This is a genomic window from Clostridium felsineum DSM 794, assembly GCF_002006355.2.
In the GTDB taxonomy this organism is placed as follows: domain Bacteria; phylum Bacillota; class Clostridia; order Clostridiales; family Clostridiaceae; genus Clostridium_S; species Clostridium_S felsineum.
The window spans coordinates 3,803,848-3,825,992 of record NZ_CP096980.1 but is presented as its reverse complement, the minus strand read 5'-3'; the positions used below and the strand labels follow the sequence as shown (position 1 = coordinate 3,825,992).

Annotated in this window: 20 protein-coding genes; 16 read left to right on the top strand and 4 right to left on the bottom strand. The window is 29.7% G+C overall.

Annotated features, from left to right (window positions below):
- The first annotated feature begins 97 nt into the window (after positions 1-97).
- The 6 genes from CLFE_RS17925 to CLFE_RS17900 all read left to right on the top strand — a co-directional run bounded on the left by CLFE_RS17925 (position 98) and on the right by CLFE_RS17900 (position 6,324).
- The gene (locus tag CLFE_RS17925; protein WP_077894355.1) at positions 98-1,018 is read left to right on the top strand and encodes an exonuclease domain-containing protein; all 921 of its coding nucleotides are present in this window, start codon (positions 98-100) and stop codon (positions 1,016-1,018) included.
- A gap of 34 nt (positions 1,019-1,052) precedes the next feature.
- Positions 1,053-2,534 carry a BglG family transcription antiterminator gene (locus CLFE_RS17920; RefSeq protein WP_077894356.1) on the top strand — a complete coding sequence of 494 codons (1,482 nt, stop codon included), beginning with the start codon at positions 1,053-1,055 and terminating at the stop codon, positions 2,532-2,534.
- 101 nt (positions 2,535-2,635) lie between these two features.
- Complete coding sequence (locus CLFE_RS17915) at positions 2,636-3,598, top strand: Gfo/Idh/MocA family protein (protein WP_077894357.1); 963 nt, start codon at positions 2,636-2,638, stop codon at positions 3,596-3,598.
- A gap of 20 nt (positions 3,599-3,618) precedes the next feature.
- Positions 3,619-4,635, top strand: a complete 1,017-nt coding sequence (locus CLFE_RS17910) for an oxidoreductase (RefSeq protein WP_077894358.1) — start codon at positions 3,619-3,621, stop codon at positions 4,633-4,635.
- 19 nt (positions 4,636-4,654) lie between these two features.
- Positions 4,655-5,341 carry a ribose 5-phosphate isomerase A gene (gene rpiA, locus CLFE_RS17905; RefSeq protein ID WP_077894359.1) on the top strand — a complete coding sequence of 229 codons (687 nt, stop codon included), beginning with the start codon at positions 4,655-4,657 and terminating at the stop codon, positions 5,339-5,341.
- Positions 5,338-6,324: a Gfo/Idh/MocA family protein gene (locus CLFE_RS17900; protein ID WP_077894360.1), complete on the top strand. Its 987-nt coding sequence runs from the start codon at positions 5,338-5,340 to the stop codon at positions 6,322-6,324. The genes rpiA and CLFE_RS17900 overlap by 4 nt, the downstream gene beginning before the upstream one ends.
- 18 nt (positions 6,325-6,342) lie before the next feature.
- On the opposite strand, the gene CLFE_RS17895 is transcribed toward CLFE_RS17900, so the two are convergent.
- From CLFE_RS17895 to CLFE_RS17885, 3 genes are read right to left on the bottom strand one after another with little or no spacing between them, the layout of a single operon-like run.
- A complete protein-coding gene (locus tag CLFE_RS17895; RefSeq protein ID WP_077894361.1) occupies positions 6,343-7,077 on the bottom strand; it encodes a 2Fe-2S iron-sulfur cluster-binding protein in 735 nt (244 codons plus the stop codon).
- Positions 7,078-7,093: 16 nt separating this feature from the next.
- Complete coding sequence (locus tag CLFE_RS17890) at positions 7,094-8,761, bottom strand: FAD-binding protein (RefSeq protein WP_077894362.1); 1,668 nt, start codon at positions 8,759-8,761, stop codon at positions 7,094-7,096.
- A 15-nt stretch (positions 8,762-8,776) separates the two neighbouring features.
- Complete coding sequence (locus CLFE_RS17885) at positions 8,777-9,331, bottom strand: hypothetical protein (protein ID WP_077834090.1); 555 nt, start codon at positions 9,329-9,331, stop codon at positions 8,777-8,779.
- Between the two features lie 289 nt (positions 9,332-9,620).
- On the opposite strand from CLFE_RS17885, the gene CLFE_RS17880 reads away from it, so the two are divergent.
- From CLFE_RS17880 to CLFE_RS17840, 9 genes are all read left to right on the top strand, one after another.
- Entirely contained in the window at positions 9,621-10,706 is a 1,086-nt protein-coding gene (locus tag CLFE_RS17880) for a hypothetical protein (RefSeq protein ID WP_077894363.1), read from the top strand.
- Positions 10,707-10,848: 142 nt separating this feature from the next.
- Positions 10,849-11,136 (top strand): DUF503 domain-containing protein, encoded by a 288-nt coding sequence (locus tag CLFE_RS17875; RefSeq protein ID WP_077894364.1) that lies wholly within the window; start codon positions 10,849-10,851, stop codon positions 11,134-11,136.
- A 194-nt stretch (positions 11,137-11,330) separates the two neighbouring features.
- Positions 11,331-11,726, top strand: a complete 396-nt coding sequence (locus CLFE_RS17870) for a DUF2752 domain-containing protein (RefSeq protein ID WP_077894365.1) — start codon at positions 11,331-11,333, stop codon at positions 11,724-11,726.
- 26 nt (positions 11,727-11,752) lie between these two features.
- Positions 11,753-12,148, top strand: a complete 396-nt coding sequence (locus CLFE_RS17865) for a DUF4234 domain-containing protein (protein WP_077834086.1) — start codon at positions 11,753-11,755, stop codon at positions 12,146-12,148.
- Between the two features lie 155 nt (positions 12,149-12,303).
- Complete coding sequence (locus tag CLFE_RS17860) at positions 12,304-13,128, top strand: methyl-accepting chemotaxis protein (protein ID WP_077834085.1); 825 nt, start codon at positions 12,304-12,306, stop codon at positions 13,126-13,128.
- Positions 13,129-13,276: 148 nt separating this feature from the next.
- On the top strand, positions 13,277-15,058 hold the full coding sequence (locus CLFE_RS17855; RefSeq protein WP_077894366.1) for an acid phosphatase: 1,782 nt from the start codon (positions 13,277-13,279) through the stop codon (positions 15,056-15,058).
- 273 nt (positions 15,059-15,331) lie between these two features.
- Complete coding sequence (licT, locus tag CLFE_RS17850) at positions 15,332-16,171, top strand: BglG family transcription antiterminator LicT (protein WP_077834083.1); 840 nt, start codon at positions 15,332-15,334, stop codon at positions 16,169-16,171.
- Positions 16,172-16,342: 171 nt separating this feature from the next.
- Positions 16,343-18,205, top strand: a complete 1,863-nt coding sequence (locus tag CLFE_RS17845) for a beta-glucoside-specific PTS transporter subunit IIABC (protein WP_077894367.1) — start codon at positions 16,343-16,345, stop codon at positions 18,203-18,205.
- A 75-nt stretch (positions 18,206-18,280) separates the two neighbouring features.
- Positions 18,281-19,696 (top strand): glycoside hydrolase family 1 protein, encoded by a 1,416-nt coding sequence (locus CLFE_RS17840; RefSeq protein ID WP_077894368.1) that lies wholly within the window; start codon positions 18,281-18,283, stop codon positions 19,694-19,696.
- Positions 19,697-19,761: 65 nt separating this feature from the next.
- On the opposite strand, the gene CLFE_RS17835 is transcribed toward CLFE_RS17840, so the two are convergent.
- On the bottom strand, positions 19,762-21,099 hold the full coding sequence (locus CLFE_RS17835) for a Na+/H+ antiporter NhaC family protein (protein ID WP_077894369.1): 1,338 nt from the start codon (positions 21,097-21,099) through the stop codon (positions 19,762-19,764).
- Between the two features lie 139 nt (positions 21,100-21,238).
- On the opposite strand from CLFE_RS17835, the gene CLFE_RS17830 reads away from it, so the two are divergent.
- Positions 21,239-22,120 carry a LysR family transcriptional regulator gene (locus CLFE_RS17830; RefSeq protein WP_077834079.1) on the top strand — a complete coding sequence of 294 codons (882 nt, stop codon included), beginning with the start codon at positions 21,239-21,241 and terminating at the stop codon, positions 22,118-22,120.
- Positions 22,121-22,145: the final 25 nt, after the last annotated feature.

Sequence of the window (22,145 nt, the reverse complement as noted above, 5' to 3'; positions counted from 1 at the left end):
TTTTATCATAAATAAAATATTGATAAAGTCTTGAAATAAGTTGTATGGTAAAATATTATTATATTTTCATATGAAATTTATATGTATGGAGGATAAAATGAATTTTATAGCTATAGATTTTGAAACTGCAAATGAAAAGAGAAATAGTCCATGTTCTATTGGTATTGTTGTTGTTAAGGATAATAAAGTAGTAGAAAAAATTCATTATTTGATAAGACCTAAGGAAATGAGATTTATGCCCATTAATATTGGAATTCATGGAATAAGACCTGCAATGGTTGAAAATGAACCAGAGTTTGATGAGGTGTGGAATAAGATTAAGCACTATTTTAATGAGAGTTTAATAGTAGCACACAATGCAGCATTTGATATATCAGTTTTAAGAAGGAGTGCTGAGCTTTATAATATAGAGTTACCTAAGTTTAGTTACATTTGTACTATGAAACTTGCTAAGAACTTTTATAAAGGCATAGAAAATGTAAAATTAAATACAGTAAATAATTTTCTAGGGTATGAGTTTAAGCACCATGATGCTTTATATGATGCTCTTGCTTGTAGCAATATACTAATTAATATAGAAGAAGAGTTAAAGTGTGATGATATAAACAAACTAGCTAGTTTAGTCGGAGTAACACTTGGAAGTGTGGATAAAGAAGGATACACACCATCACAGACAAAAGGTATTGTGAAGAAAACCTCTAATAGAATATATTCTCATAAGAAAAAAAGCATTTTTGAAAATTTAAGATATAATGCATTAGAAAAAGAGGTAGTAGTATTTACTGGAAGATTACAATCCATGTCTAGAGATGAAGCTATGATATTAGTTAGAAAATGCAGTGGAAGTACAGGAAGTTCAGTTACAAGAAAAACTACAATGTTAGTTTCTAATATGAAAAATATAAAGGGTTTAAGATTAGAAGAAATGAGTAATAAGTTTAGAAAAGCTGTAATTTTAAAAGAAAAGGGACAGAGTATAAAATTTTTGAATGAAGAAGAATTTTTGGATATTATATGAGGATTTAAATTTAGAGTAAAGTAGGTGTATAAATTTGAATCGAAGGCATAGGGACATTTTGAACTTAATTTTTAATGCTGAAGAAGGAATTGTAGGAGGGGAATTAGCTAGAATTTGTAATGTAACAGTAAGGACAATAAGAAGTGATATTAAAAACATTAATAATTTATTAGAAAAATATAATGTCAAGGTAGAGTCTAGTATAAAAAAAGGATACTTTTTGAATAAGGTGGATAAGGATACTTTAAAGAAAAATAATGTTATTAGGTCGGTAATAGATTACGAGTATATACGTGAAAACCCTAGTGATCCAATAGAACGTAAGGTGTATATATTGTTCAATCTTATTGATAAAAAGTACATTTTAAAAGAAGAGTTATTAGAAGGGCTTCATATATCTGAGGCTACCTTAAACAATGATATTACAGCTATCAATAAATGGATGAAAGAAAATTTTAGGTTATCAATAAGTTATCCTTTAAATGGTGAGATAACACTTAAAGCTAATGAAATAGAAAAAAGAAATATTATTAGTTGGATTTTAGCTATAAGAATTAAAATAAGTACTGTTTCAAAGTACTGGAGTTACATATTTGATGGTAAGAATGTAATTGAAGAGTCGAGAAAGCTTTATCATATAGTAAATTATGAGACAAAAAAGTGGGGATATTATTTATCAGGTCACAGTTATCAGCTATTTTGTTACGAGCTATTAGTTGCAATTAATAGGCAAAAGCAGGGGGTTGAGCTAAAGGAAATAGAGGGAGAGCTTACTGGAGTTATAGCTAGCATAAGAAATAAAATTGAGAAAAAATTTGGATATAAGCTATCTAAATCAGAATGGATTAACTTGCAAAATTGTTTTAAATCTAAGCAATTTATATCAGGAACAGATATTAAAAATATAGAGACCAAAGAAGCTATATATGTAGTAAATGAATTTTTAAAGGTTTTATATGATAAATTTAGAATGGATTTAAGAAATAACAAGGATAATAAGTGTAAGCTTCTATTATATATAGCTCCAATGATAAACAGGTTAAAATATAGGCATTGTATATCAAATAAGATAGATAAAAATATAGCTAAAAATTATAAAGCAGAATTTAAAATGGCAGCTGAAATTAAAGCTATAATCAAAAGGAAATTTAATCTAGAGGTGAAATCAATTGATCTAGCATATATAACTATTCAGTTAGTAGTTATGTGTGGATTTAAAAGTCATAGTTTAAAAACAATAATAGTATGTGATTATGATGAAAGTATAGTGGATTTCATAAAGTATAAAATTAAAAATAATTTTGGAGAAAAAATAAACATAGCTAGATGTTATGATTATCAAGAATTTATGTATGAAGATAAAGAAAAACTTAAAAATGTGGAACTTATAATTACAACTTCAACTATAGCAGATTTAACAGATATCCCCTTTATTAGAATAAATCCTGAATTCTATGATAATGATATAAACACTATAGCAGAATATTTTAAGGAACATAAACAATTAATTCTATAGCTTTTTAATATAGGATTAATTGTTTTCACTTTTTATGGTGAAATATTTTGATTTGAGATTATAGAAGTAAAGTTATTATAATATAGTCAAGGAGGGGTAATATGGGAAAGATAAAGTGGGGAATAATAGGACTAGGAAATATTGCAGGCAAGTTTGCAAAGACAATTAGGGCTATGGATTCAGTAGAAATTGAAGCGGTTGCAGCAAGAAGTAAAGAAAAATCTGAAGCATTTGGAAAAGTCTATGGGGTACCACCAGAAAAATGTTATGAAAGCTATGAAAAGCTTATTGAAGATAAAAAAGTTGATGCAGTATATATTGCTCTACCAAATACATTACATAAAAAGGTATCTATATTATGTCTTAGAAGTGGTAAAGCAGTATTGTGTGAAAAACCTGTTACCATAAATAAAAATGAAATTAGTGAAATAATAGATGTGGCTAAAGAAGAAAAAGTGTTTTTTATGGAGGCTATGAAAACTAGATTTTTACCAATTAATAAAAAAGTTAAAGAAATTATTTCAGAAGGTAGAATAGGAGAAGTACGTTTACTTAAAGCAGACTTCGGATTTACGGCTCCTTTTGACAGAGAAAGTAGATTGTTTGATAAGGACTTAGGTGGAGGTGCACTCCTTGATGTAGGGATTTATACAGTATCCTATAGTGCATTTATTTTGGGTAATTATCCTGAAAGTATTAAAAGTAACTTTTATATAGGAAAAACAGGAGTAGATGAATGTGTTTCAATAAATTTAGGATATAAAAATGGAATACAAGCACAACTTTATGCAGCTATAAACCTTGATACTACTCGTGAAGCTGACATTATTGGAACAAAGGGTAGAATTCGTGTAGTTAGATTTTCAAATGCAACTGAAGCTTATATTTGTATTGATGGAAAAGAAGAAAAATTAGAACTGCCATTTGAAATAAATGGATTTGAATATCAGATTAAAGAGGTAGTAAAGTGTATAGAAGAAGGAAAGCTTCAAAGCGAAATTATGAGCTTTAAGGATTCCATAGATATAATGGAAATTATAGATAGAATAAGAAATAATAAATAATTTAAATATGGAGGAGAATTATGCTTACAATTGGTTATATAGGAAATGGAAAGAGTACTAATAGATATCATCTACCATTTGTGCTTCAAAGAAATAATATTAAGGTTAAAACTATTTATCAGAGAAATCCAGACCATGAAAAATGGAAGAGAATAGAAGGTGTAAAGTATACATCAAATATAGATGAATTACTAAACGATGATGAAATACAATTAATAGTTGTATGCACGCTGCATAACAGTCATTATGAGTATGCAAAAAAAGTATTAGAACATGGCAAACATTGTTTAGTAGAAAAACCTTTTATGGAAAATTTAAGTCAGGCAAAAGAAGTATTTAAATTAGCAAAGGAAAAAGGCTTGATTGTACAGCCTTATCAAAATAGACGTTTTGATAGTGATTTTTTAACGGTTCAAAAGGTTATTGAGTCTGGAAAATTAGGAGAATTATTAGAAATAGAAATGCATTTTGATTATTACAGACCAGAAGTTCCAGAGTCTATTAATAATTTTAATCCACATTCATCGTATTTATATGGTCACGCGTGTCATACTTTAGATCAGGTTATTAGTTATTTTGGAAAGCCAGATAATATACATTATGATGTAAGACAGCTTTTAGGGACTGGAAGAATGAATGATTACTTTGATTTAGATTTATATTATGGAGTATTAAAAATATCTGTTAAATCAAGCTATTTTAGAATTAAAGAAAGACCTAGTTTTGTTGTTTATGGTAAAAAGGGTTCATTTATTAAAGAGAAAAAGGATAGGCAAGAAGAGCATTTAAAGTTATTTTATATGCCCAATAATAAAGACTTTGGTGTTGATAACTTTGAGCATTATGGAGTTCTCACATATATAGATGATGCTGGAGATATGCATGAAGAAAAAGTTAAGTCTGTAAATGGTGACTACGGAAGAGTATATGATGATTTATATGAAGCTATTATAAATGGTAAAAATAAAACTATAACTGATGATGAGATATTACTACAGATGGAAATATTAGAAACAGGGATAAAGGATTTAAAATAGAAAATGTGAGGGAATGACGGTGGATGAAGAAATTTTAAGAAAGTTATGTGCTAAAAAGGCTGTGGAATATATTAAAAACAATTTTATAGTTGGGTTAGGGGCAGGAAGAAATATTGCTTGTTTAATTGAACTTATAAGTAAGGAAAATTTAAAAATTAAAGTGGTAACACCATCTGATAACACAAGAAAGCTTTGTTTTAAATATGGAATAGAAGTGGTTGAAGCATGTTTAGTAGATAAAGTAGATGTTGCTTTTGATGGCTGCTGTGAAGTAGATGAGGATTTTTATGCATCAAAAGGTGCCGGTGGTGTTTTTACAAAAGAAAAAATAGTTGGTGCTATGGCTAAGGAATATATACTTCTTATAGATAAAAGCAAATTAAAAAAGAAATTGACCTTTAAATTCCCTGTAGCATTGGAAATAGTAAAAGATTCACTGAAATATGTATGTAGGAGTGTAAGTGAATTAGGTGGTGAATTTTCAGTTAGAACTAGTAATAATAAGGATGGATATTTAATTACTGAGGATGGAAACCTATTGTTAGACGTAAAATTTGAAAATATAGATGATTTTAAAAAGTTAAATTTTGATTTGAAAAATATTACAGGAGTTATCGAAACATCTATATTTACAACAGAGGTTACTAAGTTGATTTTGGCAGCTTATGATGGAGTAAAAGTTATAAGTAGAGGTGATGTAAAGTGAAATTAGCTATAATAGGTGCTGGAATGATTGTAAAGGATTTTTTAAGTATTAAATCACATATAAAAGATTTAGATTTGGATTCTATTTTCGGTAGAGAAAGCAATAGGGAAAACATGGAGGAGTTAAAAAGAGAATATGGAATAAAAAATATCTATTACGATTATCAAGAGGTATTAAGTAGTGAAGCGGATACCCTATATATTGCGCTTCCTAATAATTTGCACTTCGAATTTGCAAGGAAAGCACTTTATGCAAATAAAAATATTATTATAGAAAAGCCTATTACTACAAATTATAAAGAAGCCGTAGAATTGGCTAATTTAGCTAAAGAAAAAAAATTGTTTATATTTGAGGCAATTACTAATCAATATCTTCCAAACTATAGAAAAATTAAAGAGCTTGTTAAAAAACTAGGGAATATAAAGATTGTTCAATGCAATTATTCTCAATATTCTAGTAGGTACAATGGTTTTAAAGAAGGTAAGGTATTGCCAGCCTTCGATCCTAAATTTTCTGGTGGTGCACTGATGGATTTGAATATTTACAACATTCACTATGTAGTTGGACTATTTGGAAAACCTAAAAATGTTGAATATTACCCAAATATTGAAAAAGGAATAGATACATCAGGAGTATTGATATTAGAATATGAAACTTTTAAGTGTGTGTGTATTGGAGCTAAGGACTGCAGGGCACCTATTGCAAATAATATTCAAGGAGACAAGGGATGCATATATCAAGATACTCCAGCAAATGTCTGTGAGGGCTTTCAGTTAATGATGAATGATGGAACGGAGTCTTTAATAAATGAAAATAATTATGACCATCGTATGGTTAATGAATTTATTGAATTTGTAGATATGGTTAAAAATAATGATTTTAAAAGTTGCTACAAAATGTTAGAGCATAGTCTTACAGTTAGTGAAGTTCAAACAATTGCTAGAAATAAAAGTGGTATTGTATTTCCTGAAGATAACAAATAGCAGAGGAATAGCCCTCTGTTATTTGTCTTTACTAAATAATTGCCACATTTTCCATACAGATAATTTATTCATTTTAGACATAGCAATTTGAGTTGGTATCTTCATGGGACAAATGTTCTGGCAAGCAAGAGCTTTAGAACAACCATTGAAAACTTTTTTCTTATAGATTTTTTTTATGAAAGTTTTGTGATTAAGATCTTGCTCTTGTTCAATCATTTTTATTGAAGCTACAGCAGCAGGTGCGCCTGCAAAAAAATCACCTTTGGCATAATTCGGACATGCTTCTAAACATAATCCACACATTAGGCATTGTGATACATCATACTGAAAGGGGACTTTATCAGGGTTAACTTTAGCTAAAGAAGTCAACCAAAGCTCCATTTCTTTCATTGTGTTAAACATTTCCTGCCTATCAACTATTAAGTCACAAATAACGGGGAATTTACTTAAAGGTTCTATTTTAATAGTATTATTTTCATCAATAATGTTATCACAAAATACTTGACAGGCTAGAGAAGGAGTTCCATTAATAACCATAGAACAGCTTCCGCATAAACCTTGTTCACAACTACATTCAAAATGTATATAGTCAGCTTCATTTCCTTCAGCATCGATTAGTGGCTCGTTACTATTTAATTTTTCTAACAAAGTTGTTACAGGTATATGTAGATTTCCTTGATAATAAAAACTTTGGAGATATGGTTCACTAACTTTTGTTTTTTGCCTTAGTATAATTATTTTTAAGCTTTTCATATAATACTCCTTTCTACTATATTAAGTTTTTGAACTTGACCATTATATTTTTATTTTCGTAGGTGACACAGGTGGTTTTTTTGAAGTTTTTATCATCTTTTGATGTATAATCTAATCTTTGATGTGCACCTCTACTTTCTTTTCGTGATAAGGCACCTTTAATCATAGCGCGCGCGACTAATATGGTATTTGGAATACTCCTACATTCATAGTAAGTGCCTTGTTTTCCTACAGATAAGGATTCTTTATAAAGCTTCAAGAGTTCAGTATCAGCTTTTTCTAAATCTTCTTTCTTGCGATATATTCCCATACTCTTTACCATTATTTCTTGAATTGAGTTTTGTATTTTTTTTAGAGATAATTTATCATTATATTTTTCATTTTTCCATTTTGAATAAATTTCAAGTTCACTTAAAAGACATTTTTTTGATGCTGTATTTTGTTCAGAGGTGGAGATTTTATTGAGTTTTGAAGCTTCTATAGCAGATATTATGCCACCGTGAATAGCACCTAAGGTTGAGTTTCCGCCTAATCTGTTTGCACCGTGATATTGACAAGAACATTCACCAGCTGCAAATAGGCGCGGTATATTCGTATTGTGGTTTGCATTTGTCCTTATTCCACCCATAAAGTAGTGTACACCAGGATATACTGGTATAGGTTTTTTTGTTGGATTAAGCTCTAAATATTTCATGCAAACATCAACTACTTCATCTAATTTTGTGAGTATTAAATCTTTAGGAAGATGTGTTATATCAAGATAAACTTCATTTTTATTATTTATTCCAAGTTTCATTTCGTTACATACTTTATAAATACTTCTTGAAACAACATCACGTGGCATTAATGCACCCATTTCAGGATACCATTCTTCCATAAAGTACCAGGGTTTGCCATTTTTAAAAGTAAAAAGTCTACCTCCCTGTCCTCTTGCTGCTTCAGTGATGAGCATTCTCTTTATAGGTGTGCTAATTGTTGTGGGATGATATTGAACCATTTCAGGGTTGCCTAATTCAACTCCTTGAAGGAATGCTGAACCAGTAGCGCTACCATCGCACTGACAAGAACCAGTTGTCTTACCAAATACTTTATTAGGACCACCTGTCGCCATAATAACAACATCTGAGTTAATAGCTTTAATTTCATTTGTAATTTCATTTAAAAGAATTGCACCGGCACATTCTTTTGCTTCAGTTAAAATTAATGAAAGCATTCTCCAGCCATTCATCCTAGTTATTTTATTTTGTGCCTCGTATTTTCTACATTCTGTTACTAAAGCAGTTACTAATTGTTTTCCAGTACGGGCACCGGCATATGCAGTCCTCATTTTTTTTTGTCCACCAAAATATCTTAAATCAATACTGCCATTCTCATCTCTTGTAAAGCTAGTGCCAAGAGAATCAAGCCATTTTAAAATTTTTGGAGCATCAAGAGTAAGTTTTTTTACTGCACTAGGATCATTTAATCCATTTCCTCCAGCAATTGTGTCCTTATAATGTTCTTCTATTGAATCATTTTGCCCTTTTGTATTTAAAGCAGCATTTATTCCTCCCATGGCCATAACAGATTGTGAACGTTCAGATGGAGAGGGAGCTGCAAGTATAACCTCTTGCTCTAGTTCTGCACTTTTTACAGCAGCTGATAAGCCCGCAAGTCCAGAGCCGATAACCAATATTTTATTCATAATTACCTCCAAGTTTTATAATAGTGGAATAAAAAAGTACATAATTATTCCGAATATAAAAATTAGCCATATTACTATTGAAATTATTGAAACAAATTTTTTACATAGGCTATAACTCTTCAAGTCAGCAAGATTACCATATGTAATAAGTAATTTAGGTATACCAATGCATAAATGTATACATATTAATGTTATGAATATAATTTCTATAGTTCCGTGAATAGCAGTAAGTAAATTTAATGGTGGTGTAATAGAAAACTGCTGTAATTCACTAAAAAATATATGCACTGGAATTAATATAATAATCAATATTCCTGTTAAGTTTTGGAGAACAGTATCTTTATTTATATTTGAATAAAACTTAATAGATGGTTTTTTTCTCATATTATTAATCATAAGTATTAGACTTATTATTATGTGGAAAATTAGAAGTAGAGCCGCAATACTACCTAGTGTATAAATGATTCCTTTACAATGTATTATTTTTAGCATACTTAATACAGCTATACCACTGTGTACTATTAGAAGAAAAATTAGTGCTGAAATTAAAATAGCATTTATTTTTCTCAAAAAATCACCTCCTATAACAATACCATTGTAAGTATTGCGTAATTTTTCAAAATAATTATATATTATAAAATAATTATATCATGTTTAAAGCAGAATATTAGTAAATATATTAGGAGTATAGGTATATTTTTAATTTTTACGAAGATATATAAGATAAACTATGGTGGGTAAAGTAAATTGTTACAAATATTGTATTTAATTGTTCATAATTTTTTAGTTTGACACAAATATATATCTATCTTATAATTTATTAAGTAAAATCAGAAAAAAGTGAGGAAGCGAAAATAATATGATAAATGTTATTAAAACTGCAATTGTTACTATAATGATATCAATTATATCTGGTTTATTGTTAGATTACGTTAAAAATGTAGCGCCGAGGATACTTTTAAAGAAAGAAAAATGTGTGCCACTTCAAATGAATGGGAAAAAAGTATATGCATACAAAGTTAATGTAAGTAACATGTCAAAGAAAACGGTTCATGATTTGACACTAAACATACAGAGTAAACGAAGTGGTTTAAAGATTGCTGATGCCAGAATAACTAATGGTTTGAAATTTAATTCAACTATTAAAGAAAATAATGTAGATATTTCTATGCCTTTTATAAGTAAAGGAGATAAATTTTCAGTCACGATATATGTGGAAAATCCTAGTGCACCACTTATTGCACTTAGATCACCTGAAAATTTTAAGGAAATAGATTCTGAAAGCAAAAATGGTGTACTAGCTTATTTATTAAGTATACCTAAAGGTATTAAGGAATATGTACTAAATACAACGCCTAAGGATGCAGAACTAGGTAGTAATGGTAGTGGTGGTAGACTTAGCAAAGCTAAAAGAACAATTATATTGGGTTCGGTTATTGTTTTTGTGGTTCTTGCTGTGATATTGGTGAAATTATCATTTAAAGCACCGACTGATAATGTTAAAGATAATAGTGCACAAACTAATGTTAACAAAACTCCAACAGATAAGGCAAAAACAACAGATAAAAGTAATACAAGCACAGGTTCAACTACACAAAAAAGCAATACAAAAAGTAATACAAATACGAATCCTGAAAAAAGTAACACAAATACAAGTTCTGGTTCAGGTACAACAAAGAATTCAGATACTGGTACATCAACACCAAGTACAACTACTAATACCAATACAAATTCAGATACGAATAATCAAAAGAGTGGAACAACTTCTAGTGATGGTTCTTCAAATACACAAAAGAGTGAAAATAATACATCTAATACTGGTAATACATCTAGTAGTGGTTCATCAGATACAAGTAAAGATACGAAAAATGAATCGGGTACAAGTAGTACAAACTCATCATCAACCTCACCAGCTACAAGCGGAAGTACAAATACTAGTAATTAAAATAAGAAATAAAATAATAAAAGCCGTGATTATTAATAAAATTCACGGCTTTTATTAATAAAGTTAATTTTTGCTGGATAGAAAATAATATAAATATAATACTAATTTAGTGAACAAAAATATTATGTTAAAGGAGATTTAAATGAGGATTTTAATTATGCGAGTTACTTTAAGGGCATCCTGGTCCCATTCACTTAAGGAAAAAAGAATGGTAGTTAGAAGTATAGTTCAAAAATTAAAAAACAAATTCAATATATCCGTAGCGGAAGTAGATAATAGGGATATTCATCAAAGCATAATTATAGGTATTTCAGCAGTATGTGGTGATATAGGTAAAGTAGATTCTACCATGGAAAGTATTATAGATTTTATAGAGAGAAATACAGATGCAGAAATAATAGATATTGAAAAGGATGATATTGTTAAGTAGCTAATATAGCAACTGACAGTAATTACCTGTTAATTATTGCGGGATTTTTATTGTTATATTTAAAAACATCCTATAAAATAAACTTAGAACATGACGATATTAAAGAAAAACATAAAATATTGTAAAATGATTAAAACTATGATATAATTAAAGGGGAAAAAATACATAAATATATTTTAGATGGGTATTACGATATGAAAAATATAAAAGTTATTGAATATATTAAATTTGGACTTGCTATGGTTGTATTATACGCATTTTTTAGTTTAGTTGGAATAGGATGTCCTATTAAATTTTTAACAGGTATTTCATGTCCGGGATGCGGTATGACTAGAGCTTGGATTCGGTTACTACATTTGGATATTAAAGGTGCATTTTATTATCACCCTTTATTTTTTGTGCCTGCAATTTACATTTTTATATTTTTGTTTAAAGAGAAAATTCCTAATAAAATATATAAAATTTTAATAGGTATTGCAGTTGTTTTATTTATAACGGTATACATATTTAGAGTTTTAAATCCGGATGGTACTGTTATTAGTATAAATATTAAAAATGGTTTCATTTATAAAATTTTTAAACTAATTTGATTTACAAAAGATGGAGGAAATTTATAATGCTTGATACAAACAAATCGATATGGAAATATGCATTGTTAGGAATTATAACATGTGGAATATACAGTTATTACACTATATATAAGGTATCTCAAGATGTTAATGTAATATGTGATGGTGATGGAAGAAATACTGCCGGACTTATACAATTTATTTTATTATCAATAGTTACATGTGGAATTTATGCATGGTTTTGGTACTATGGAGTTGGTAATAGACTACAAGAGAATGCGCCACGTTACAATTTAACTTTTGCTGAAAATGGTACAACAGTACTTATGTGGATGATATTTGGAAGTTTAATATGTGGAATAGGATTCTTTGTTGGATTTAATGTTATACTTAAAAATACAAATAGATTAGCTTTAGCATATAATGCAAAACAAGCAAATTAATATATAATAAAAAAAACTAGTGTTCCGGATGCACTAGTTTTTTTATTATGTGTAAATAGAAGATTCGTATTATTATAAAGTAACTCTTTAATTCATTCGATAAGTAATAATACTTAATAATAGTATAACTAAAGATAAAATTCAGGAGGTAAATTATGGAGAAAGACATTCTTCAAGCCTTTAAATATGTATTGCCATTATTAAATGATTTGATACAAGAAGAGATAGCTACATGTATAGTTAATAAAGATAAAATTGCCATCGAAGTATATAAAAATGAAAAAGTGCCTATAAACTTCAATGTTGGAGATTTAGTTCCTAATGATAATCCATTGGTTATCGCAATGGAAAAAGGAAGGGTAATTTCTGCAGTAGTTCCGAAGGAAGCATATGGAGTTGCATTTAAAGCTATTGCGTATCCTGTAAAAAACGAAAGTGGAAAAGTAATTGGAGCTATTGGTGTAGGGAAAAGTATAGAAACGCAATTTCAAATTGAGAACATTGCAGAAAACTTATTTTCCTCTTTAAGCCAAACTAGTGGAGCTATTGATGAAATAACGCAAGGATCTCAAAAGCTTTCTAGTGTAATTGAAGACGTTTTATCAGAGGCAAATGATACAAATAATAAAATTAATGAAACAGATTCTACAATAGGAAGTATTAAGAATATAGCTTCTCAATCTAATCTTTTAGCATTAAATGCAGCTATAGAAGCAGCAAGAGCAGGTGAATCGGGAAAAGGATTTTCAGTAGTAGCACAAGAGATGAGAAAATTATCTCAAAATAGTAGTGAATCCGCAAAAAAAGTTTCTGAAATGCTTATTGAAATGCGAAATTCTATTCAGTCAATTATAAATCAGATTAATGAAGTAAACGTAGTTGCTGAAAATCATGCTTCTGCTACAGAGGAAATAAATGCAACAATAGATGAAATAACTAAATCATCAGAAACACTTGTAAGTCAATCTAAAAACATATGATAATAAGCCTTGAGATTTTATTGGAATCTTAAGGCTTTTATAATTAACAAGACTTTAACTATAGAATAACAATAATGAAGCAATTTAAAGTTATAATGTAAAAAACAAGAGGTTATAAATTAAACTTTCTTTGAAGGGAATGATTTACTTGAAGTTTAAGAAGACTTTTTTGTCAATAGCTCTTACTATTTTAATATCTCAAGGTTCTTCAAGTGTAATTTTCGCTAGCAGTTTAAGTAATAGTGAAATTTCACCCCATCCTAATGAATACGGATATTTTGTAGACACATGGCAAAATAACAATACTAATAATATGAATACCAATACAAATCCAGCCATAGGTATACTTTCTGGATATTTAAAGCTTTGGAAGCCAGGTTCTTCTTGGGATAATGGCACAAAGTTAAATTCGGATATTTTAAATTTAAATATTGAAAAAGTAATAAAAATAACTTCAGATAGAACTGATGCGGAAAATAATCAGGCATATCTTGATGATAGAAGAAATCAAAATTATAGTGTTATAGATGGACTTGGAGAATATACAGATGCTTTTATAAGAGAGGCAAAGGCTGCAACTACAATACCTAATAATATTCCTTTAGATGCTGTGAGTGTTCAATATACGGATAATGGTGATGAAAATGGAAATTGGGCGGAAACAACTTCTAATTTAGGGAACATGGTTAAGCTAGTGAATACTATGCGCAATAGTGCAGCATCAACTACTCCTGCAAAAAATTATTATCAATATCCGCGCCCATGGCGCTGGAGTTCAGAGGTAAAAGTATTGCCAACGCTTGTCCCAGAGAAAAGTTCTAACCCAAGTTCTGATGGAGGGTTTCCAAGTGGGCATACCAATGCTGCAACTATATCAGCATTGGCATTAGCATATGCAGCACCAGAACGCTATCAAGAAATGTTAACACGAGCTTCTGAGCTTGGAAATGATAGGATAATTGCTGGAATGCATTCTCCATTAGATGTAATGGGTGGACGAGTTATGGCAACAGCTATTGCAGCCTCTTCCCTTAATAATAAAAATAATGAAGTGGTTAAGAATGCTGCTTATAATGAGGCACAAACTAAACTTATAGTTAAAGAAAATGCTGTTTCAAAGGATAGGTTTAGTAATTACTCTGAGAATAAGAAAAACTATATTGAAAGATTAACTTATGGATTCCCTCGCATTGGAGATAAAAATAAGCCTATGGTGGTTCCAAAAGGGGCAGAAGTTTTACTAGAAACACGTTTTCCTTATTTAAGTTCAGATGATCGTAGATGGGTACTTTATACAACAGGGCTTCCATCTGGTTATCCAGTGCTAGATGATGCTGAGGGTTGGGGACGCTTAAATCTTTATGAGGCTGCAGACGGATATGGAGCCTTGGTAAATAATGTTACAGTTAATATGGAGGCTTCTAAAGGTGGCTTTAATGCTGAAGACAGTTGGCGTAATGATATTTCAGGTAATGGTAAACTTATTAAATTAGGAACGGGAAAACTAAAATTAGAAGGAAATAATAAGTACAAGGGTGGAACGGAAATTGATGGAGGAGATTTAGAAGCAGATTCAAAGAAGGCTTTTGGTCATGGAGATGTTGTCAATAATGGTGGTACAGTTACCAAGGAAGTAGACAAATTATCAATTAATGGTTCATATACCCAAGGTGATAAAGGTATACTTGAGGCAAATCTTAAAGATAAAAATGATATGATTAAAGTAAAAGGAAGAGCAGTATTTAACGGAACTTTAAAACTTAATTTTTCGAAAGGATATGTACCAGTAAAAGAACAAACTATTATAACTTGTAATGGATATACTGATAAGTTTACATCTGTAGTAACAACGGGACTTAAGAGTGGATATTCAGTAAAGGTTGCTTATGAAAATAATGAAATTGTATTACATTTTAATGAAAATAAATAATTGTATATAGTGGGTTTTAATAAAGGGGATAATTATATAAAACTACAGCTTTGTCTGTAGTTTTTTTATTAATATAATAAATTGACATATTAAAAATTGTATGATAACATTATCATAAGAAAAAAGGGTTGTTACTGGTAATGCAGGCTTTACCGATTTATAGATGATATTTAAGAATATTATTTATGGTATGGTCTTTTTTTATTTCATAAATATTTTTTAGATATTATTTAATTTTTATATTAGTGATGTTCGCTAAAAAGGGGAATACTCATGAAGATAGTAAAGATAATAAATAATAATTTGATCCAATCTTTTGATAATACGGGCAAAGAAGTTCTTGTAATGGGATGTGGACTTGGTTTCAAAAGAAGAATTGGGGATGAAATTAATAAGGACAAAATAGAAAAGGTTTACGCTCTTGAAGATAAAAATTATTCTAATAAGCTAATAGCGTTGCTATCAGATATTCCGTTAGAAGTTATACAAACAACTAATGAAATAGTTTCATATGCTAAGTATTCACTTGGTAAAAAACTTAACGACAACATATACATACTTTTAACTGATCATATAAATTTTGCCATAGAGAGAGTAAACAAAGGCTTTCAATACAAAAATGCCTTATTGTGGGAAATTAAAAGATTTTATAATCATGAATTCTTGATAGGAAAAGAGGCTCTTCAAATAATAAAGAAGAAGCTTAAAATTGATTTGCCAGAGGATGAAGCGGCAAGTATTGCACTACACATAGTGAATGCTCAATTGAATTTTAATAATGTAAGTGAAACTATGGATATAACTAAAATGATTCAACGTATTTTAAATATAGTTAAATTTCATTATAACTTAGAATTGGACGAGTATTCGCTTCATTATGAGAGATTTATTACTCATTTAAAGTTTTTTGCTCAGAGGATATTTAATGGAAGTGAAATTCAAGATGAGGATAAGAAACTCTATGAAATTATGAGAGAGAGATGTCGTGAGGCATATTTGTGTGCAGAAAAAATTAAAAAATATATAAAAAAAGAGTTCAAAACAGAGCTTACTAATGAAGAAATGATGTATTTAGCGGTACATATAAACAGAATTACAAAACAAACTGAATAAAAATTTGGATTGTTACTGGTAATGCAGGCTATACCTAAGAGGTGTAAAGATCATTTTACATACCCTTAGGTATTTTTTGTAAAGGGATAAAAAATGCAAGGTTGTTACTGTAGGCAAAGTGTCTATGGGCTTTACTTCATTAAAATTAATTTTAAATGGAGGATTAGCATTATGGATTATTCGATAGTATCAAAAGAAATATTAGAAAAAATAGGCGGTGAAGATAACGTTATAAGCGTTACTCACTGTATGACAAGACTTAGATTTGTATTAAAAAATGAAAATAACATAAGTGATGATGAAGTTAAGAAAATAAAAGGTGTTATGGGCGTTATGAGAAAAGGCGGTCAATATCAAGTAATTATAGGAAATGATGTTTCAAAATGCTATAAAGAATTATTAAAACTAGGTAAATTTGATGAAGATTCTAAAGAAGAAATACCTAAAGAAAAGAAAAACATATTTTCAAGTATACTAGATGTTATCTCGGGAAGTATGTCAGCAACACTACCAGCTCTTATGGGTGCAGGTATGGTAAAAGTTTTAATTGTTCTTCTTACTACTATGGGAATTTTATCAACGCAAAGTCAAACATATAAAATATTATATGCATTAGGGGACGCTGCTTTTTACTTTTTACCAATGTTACTTGTGATTTCAACATCTAAGAAGTTTAATGTTAATCCATATACTTTAGGTGCAGTAGTAGCTGTTATGGTATATCCGGATTTTACAAAATTGCTGTCTAGTTCTCATGTAGCCTTCTTAGGTATACCAGTTACAGCAGCAACGTATTCCTATTCGGTTATTCCAGTTATTATTATGGCGTGGATAATGAAGTACATAGAAAGTTTCGTGGATAAAATTACACCATCTGTCACAAAGAACTTTTTAAAACCAATGTTAATAGTACTTATAGCTATGCCAATCGCTATATTGGCTGTTGGACCAATAGGATACTTATTGGGTAAAGGTTTAGCAGGAATTATGTATGCAATTCAAGCTAAAGCAGGCTGGATTGCTCTCCCACTAATGGCTGCATTTATGCCGCTTATAGTTATGACAGGAATGCATTGGGCATTTATACCTATAGTATTAGTAAGCCTACAAAATCCAGGATATGAAACTTTAGTTTTAGTTGCAATGCTTCCTTCTAATTTAGCTCAAGGAGCTTCAACTTTAGCAGTGGCACTTAAATCTAAAAATAGAGACTTAAAACAGGTAGCGAGTGCATCAAGTTTTTCAGCGCTTCTAGCAGGTGTAACAGAACCAGCGATGTACGGAGTTACTTTAAAATATAAGAAACCGTTAATAGCAAGCATGATAGCTAGCGGTATAGCTGGTATTTATGCAGGAATTGTATCATTAAAGGTTTATGTTTATGCTACACCATCAATTGCAGCAATAGTCCAATTTGTTAATCCAAAGGGTGGTTCTAATTTTATTAATGCCATAATAACAGGAGTTATTGCTATGGTTTTAGCGTTTGTGTTAACTTGGATAATTGGCTTTGATGATCCAGTAAATGAAGAAGATAAAGAAGAAATACAGGAAATAGAAAATAAATTAGATAAAAAAAATAAAGAAGCTTTAGTGGTAGCACCAATAGAGGGAAAAGCAGTAGCTTTATCACAAGTGGATGATGTAACCTTTTCCGAGGAAATAATGGGAAAAGGTGTAGCTATAATACCAAGTGTTGGTAAAGTAGTAGCACCAGTTAATGGAGTAGTATCCGCTTTATTTGAAACAAAACATGCTATAGGTATTACATCAGAGGATGGACTGGAGATATTAATACATGTAGGCTTGGATACAGTAAATTTGGGAGGCAAGTATTTCTCAGCTCACGTAAAAAAAGGTAACAAAATAAGAGTAGGAGATTTACTAGTTGAATTTGATATAGATGCAATTAAAAAAGAAGGATATGACGTAATAACACCAGTTATTGTTACTAACGCAGATTCAAATGTAGAAGTGTTATCATTAGTAGATAGAGATGTAAAAGTGAAAGATGAATTGATTAAGGTGATTTAAAATTTCATAGATTCAGAGGATACTATGTAAAATTTTAGATATAATAAAATTATGCGAAAAAGAGGAGGAGTAATCATGGGAGTTAAATTTCCAGAAGGATTTTTGTGGGGAGGAGCTACAGCTGCTAACCAATTTGAAGGAGCATATAATGAGGATGGTAAAGGCTTATCTATTCAAGATATAATGCCCAAAGGTATAAGAGGACCTATAACTGATGAGCCAACATCAGATAATATGAAGCTTGTAGGTATAGATTTTTATCATAGATATAAAGAAGATATAAAATTATTTGCAGAAATGGGTTTTAAGACTTTTAGACTTTCTATTGCGTGGTCTAGAATATTTCCAAATGGTGATGATAAAGAACCTAATGAAAAAGGCTTACAATTTTATGATAACGTGTTTGATGAACTAGCTAAATATGGTATTGAACCTTTAGTTACAATTTCACATTATGAAACACCGCTTGCACTTGCTAAAAATTATGATGGATGGACTGATAGAAGATTAATAGGTTTTTTTGAAAATTATGTTAGAACAATATTCACTAGATACAAAGGCAAAGTGAAATATTGGCTTACTTTTAATGAAATAAATTCAGCACTTCACGCTCCTTATATGAGTGCTGGTATATGGACACCAAAAGAAAAGTTAAGCAAACAAGATTTATATCAAGCTATGCATCACGAGTTAGTTGCTAGTGCTCTTGCAGTTAAGATAGGTCATGAAATAAATCCGGAATTTAAAATAGGATGTATGATTCTTGGAGTACCAAACTATCCTTTAACCTCAAAACCAAGCGATGTGCTTAAAGCAATGAATCAAGATAGAGAAAATCTTTTCTTTGCAGATGTTCATGCAAGAGGAAAATATCCAAAGTATATGGATAGATTATTTAAAGAAAATAATGTGAAAATAAAAATGGAACCAGGCGATGAGGAAATATTGAAAAATACAGTAGACTTTATTTCTTTTAGCTATTACATGAGTTCTTGTGCTACGTCTGATCCAGAAAAGAATAAAGAAGGTGCAGGAAATATTATTTCTGGAGTACCAAATCCATATTTAAAGGCTTCAGAATGGGGATGGCAAATAGATCCAGAGGGTTTAAGATACATATTAAACCTATTATATGATAGATATCAAAAACCTTTATTTATAGTTGAAAATGGTTTGGGTGCTGTAGATGCGTTAATAATAGATGAAAATGGTAATAAAACTGTAAATGATGATTATAGAATTAATTATTTAAATGATCATTTAGTTCAGGTAGGAGAGGCAATACAAGATGGTGTTGAACTTATGGGATACACTACTTGGGGATGTATAGACTTAGTAAGCGCGTCTACTGCTGAACTTAAAAAGAGATATGGCTTTATATATGTTGATAGACATGATGATGGAAGTGGAAGCTTAGAAAGATATAAGAAAAAGAGTTTCTACTGGTATAAAGAAGTTATAGCTACTAATGGAGCTAGCTTAAAAAAATAACAATTAAAAAATAGCTTAAGCAAAAGTGCTTAAGCTATTTTTCTTTAAATATAAATTTTAAAATATTATTGCAGGTTTAAATTTGTTTTTAAAAATTTATTAGAAAATCTTAAATATATAAAATATATAATAGGTAATATATATAAATAAAAGGCAAAAGGAATATATTTTATGGCGCTTACATTTAAAGTTGTTGTTGGTACAAGTGCAGCAATATTCCATGGAATCAATGCTGCAATTAATATTCCAGAGTTTTCGAGATCAAGTGCAAATCTATATTTACTAGTGTTTTTGTAACAATCTTTCATAATTTCATTAGTCATAACAGAACTAATTGTTTGATTACAGCCAAAGGCTGCAGTTATTATACTAACTATAGAAATTACACTAAACAGCTTATGCTTATTTAGACTTTTATTTATAATTGCTTTTTTGAAGCTATCAAATATATTTATTCCCTTAAAAATACCAGAAAGAGAGCAGGAAACAAACATTACTAAACTTGGTTTCAGCATTGAAACAATACCGCCACCTTTTAATATAGCATGTAGTGAGCTATGATTATTTGTATTAAAGCCTAAAATAATGAATTGAAGCACATCTTTAATATTATAATGTTGAAAGTGTACGGCAACTATAGAAGCTATAAGGATACTGATAGGCGCAGAAAAATAAATTTTTACTTTAAATATTGAGAGTATCAATATAATTATAGCAGGAAATAAAATAATAAAATTCACATCAAATGATCCTAAAATTTTGTAGGATAAATTATTATTCATGTTTTTAAGTGGCTCATATATAGATAAAATGTAATAAAAAAATAAAGAAAGTGAAAAAGGTATTATTGAAGAATAAATCATATTTTTCATATTAGTAAACAGGTTTGTTTTAGTTAAATTAGCAACAAGTGCTGCACTACTAGACATTGGAGAACATCTATCTCCGAAATAAACTCCAGCAATAATAGCTCCAGCTACTATGTTTAAATTCACGTGTCCACTTCGCGCTATTATCATTAATGGTATTCCAACTACACTTATACTGCCTAGAGAAGTACCTATTAAAAATGAGACTGAGCAGCAAATCAGAAAAGAGAAAAGAATAAATAATGATGGATTTAAGAATTTTAAGCAGTAATATACTATTGAAGCTATTGTTCCTGAGGCCATCCATATTCCAATAACGCCGCCAATTATAAGGAGAATTTTTATAACTATAAAAGCCTCTCTTCCTCCATTGTAAGACATCTTTATTATTTCTTTTATTCTATAGCCTTTTTTTATTGCAATTAGCGTGAAAATTACCCAACATCCAATCAACGCATAACCAATAAATATATTTTTTATTACACTTAATATTAATAAAAAGAATGAAAGTAAAAATCCTAAAAAAATCTCCATACGTCCTCCCTAAAACGATTAATTTAATTAATTAGAGCTCTAATTCAAATATTATTGTAGCAAAAACTGATATATAATAAAAATATCTAAAAAATATAGTATTTATATATTTTTATGTATAAGTAATGGGGGATTTAGGATGGATATAAAACAACTTAAATATTTTATTGGTATAGCTGAAGAGGGGAATATAACAAGGGCTGCTGAGAAATTGCATATTGCTCAGCCACACTTGAGTAATCAATTGAAACTTCTTGAGGATGAATTATCTGTTACGTTAGTTAAGAGAAATACTAGAAGTATTAAATTAACTAATGCAGGAGAAATGCTTTTACATAGAGCAAAACAGATGTTAGAACTTAAGGAAAGAACAATTAAAGAGTTAAGAGATTTTAATGAGGGACTTCAAGGAACATTGTCTATAGGAGCTATATCTTCAGCAGGAGATATTCTTTTGCCAAATTGGATTTATAACTTTCATAAAAAGTACAAAAATATAAACTTTCATGTTAGAGAATGTGATACACATGAGATATTAGAGTTATTAAATAATGGACTAATAGAAATTGGTATTATAAGAACACCTTTGAACTCAGAATTGTATGAGTCAATATCTCTTCCAGAAGAACCTATGATAGCAGCAGCTAGTGAAAATCTATTTTGGTATAATGAACCCAAATTTATTGATATGAGTGAGCTCCAAAACAAACCTTTATTAATACATAGAAGGTATGAAAAAATGATAATAGAGGCATGTGAGCAGTCAGGATTTCAACCAAGAGTGCTTGGTAAAATAGAGGACACAAGAACAATATTATTATGGGCTAAAACAGGTATGGGGGTGGCTATAATACCAAAAGACTGGATTGGTATTATTCCAAACATAAATTTAAAGTATGCTCAAATTAAGGAGTCAAGACTTAAAACTAAAACTGCAATTGTATGGAAAAAAGGTGGATATCTTTCTGTTGCAGCTAAGCATTTTTTAGAAGATTGTAGATATTTTATAAGTGAAGTATAGAAAAAGCTGCTCACTACAGTTATAT

What these genes read in the sequence shown, in the direction of transcription:
- CLFE_RS17925 (WP_077894355.1), top strand. Translation starts at nt 98, where the DNA reads ATGAATTTTATAGCTATAGATTTTGAAACTGCAAATGAAAAGAGAAAT.
- CLFE_RS17915 (WP_077894357.1), top strand. Translation starts at nt 2,636, where the DNA reads ATGGGAAAGATAAAGTGGGGAATAATAGGACTAGGAAATATTGCAGGC.
- CLFE_RS17910 (WP_077894358.1), top strand. Translation starts at nt 3,619, where the DNA reads ATGCTTACAATTGGTTATATAGGAAATGGAAAGAGTACTAATAGATAT.
- CLFE_RS17895 (WP_077894361.1), bottom strand. Translation starts at nt 7,077, where the DNA reads ATGAAAAGCTTAAAAATAATTATACTAAGGCAAAAAACAAAAGTTAGT.
- CLFE_RS17890 (WP_077894362.1), bottom strand. Translation starts at nt 8,761, where the DNA reads ATGAATAAAATATTGGTTATCGGCTCTGGACTTGCGGGCTTATCAGCT.
- CLFE_RS17880 (WP_077894363.1), top strand. Translation starts at nt 9,621, where the DNA reads ATGATAAATGTTATTAAAACTGCAATTGTTACTATAATGATATCAATT.
- CLFE_RS17875 (WP_077894364.1), top strand. Translation starts at nt 10,849, where the DNA reads ATGAGGATTTTAATTATGCGAGTTACTTTAAGGGCATCCTGGTCCCAT.
- CLFE_RS17870 (WP_077894365.1), top strand. Translation starts at nt 11,331, where the DNA reads ATGAAAAATATAAAAGTTATTGAATATATTAAATTTGGACTTGCTATG.
- CLFE_RS17865 (WP_077834086.1), top strand. Translation starts at nt 11,753, where the DNA reads ATGCTTGATACAAACAAATCGATATGGAAATATGCATTGTTAGGAATT.
- CLFE_RS17860 (WP_077834085.1), top strand. Translation starts at nt 12,304, where the DNA reads ATGGAGAAAGACATTCTTCAAGCCTTTAAATATGTATTGCCATTATTA.
- licT (WP_077834083.1), top strand. Translation starts at nt 15,332, where the DNA reads ATGAAGATAGTAAAGATAATAAATAATAATTTGATCCAATCTTTTGAT.
- CLFE_RS17845 (WP_077894367.1), top strand. Translation starts at nt 16,343, where the DNA reads ATGGATTATTCGATAGTATCAAAAGAAATATTAGAAAAAATAGGCGGT.
- CLFE_RS17840 (WP_077894368.1), top strand. Translation starts at nt 18,281, where the DNA reads ATGGGAGTTAAATTTCCAGAAGGATTTTTGTGGGGAGGAGCTACAGCT.
- CLFE_RS17835 (WP_077894369.1), bottom strand. Translation starts at nt 21,099, where the DNA reads ATGGAGATTTTTTTAGGATTTTTACTTTCATTCTTTTTATTAATATTA.
- CLFE_RS17830 (WP_077834079.1), top strand. Translation starts at nt 21,239, where the DNA reads ATGGATATAAAACAACTTAAATATTTTATTGGTATAGCTGAAGAGGGG.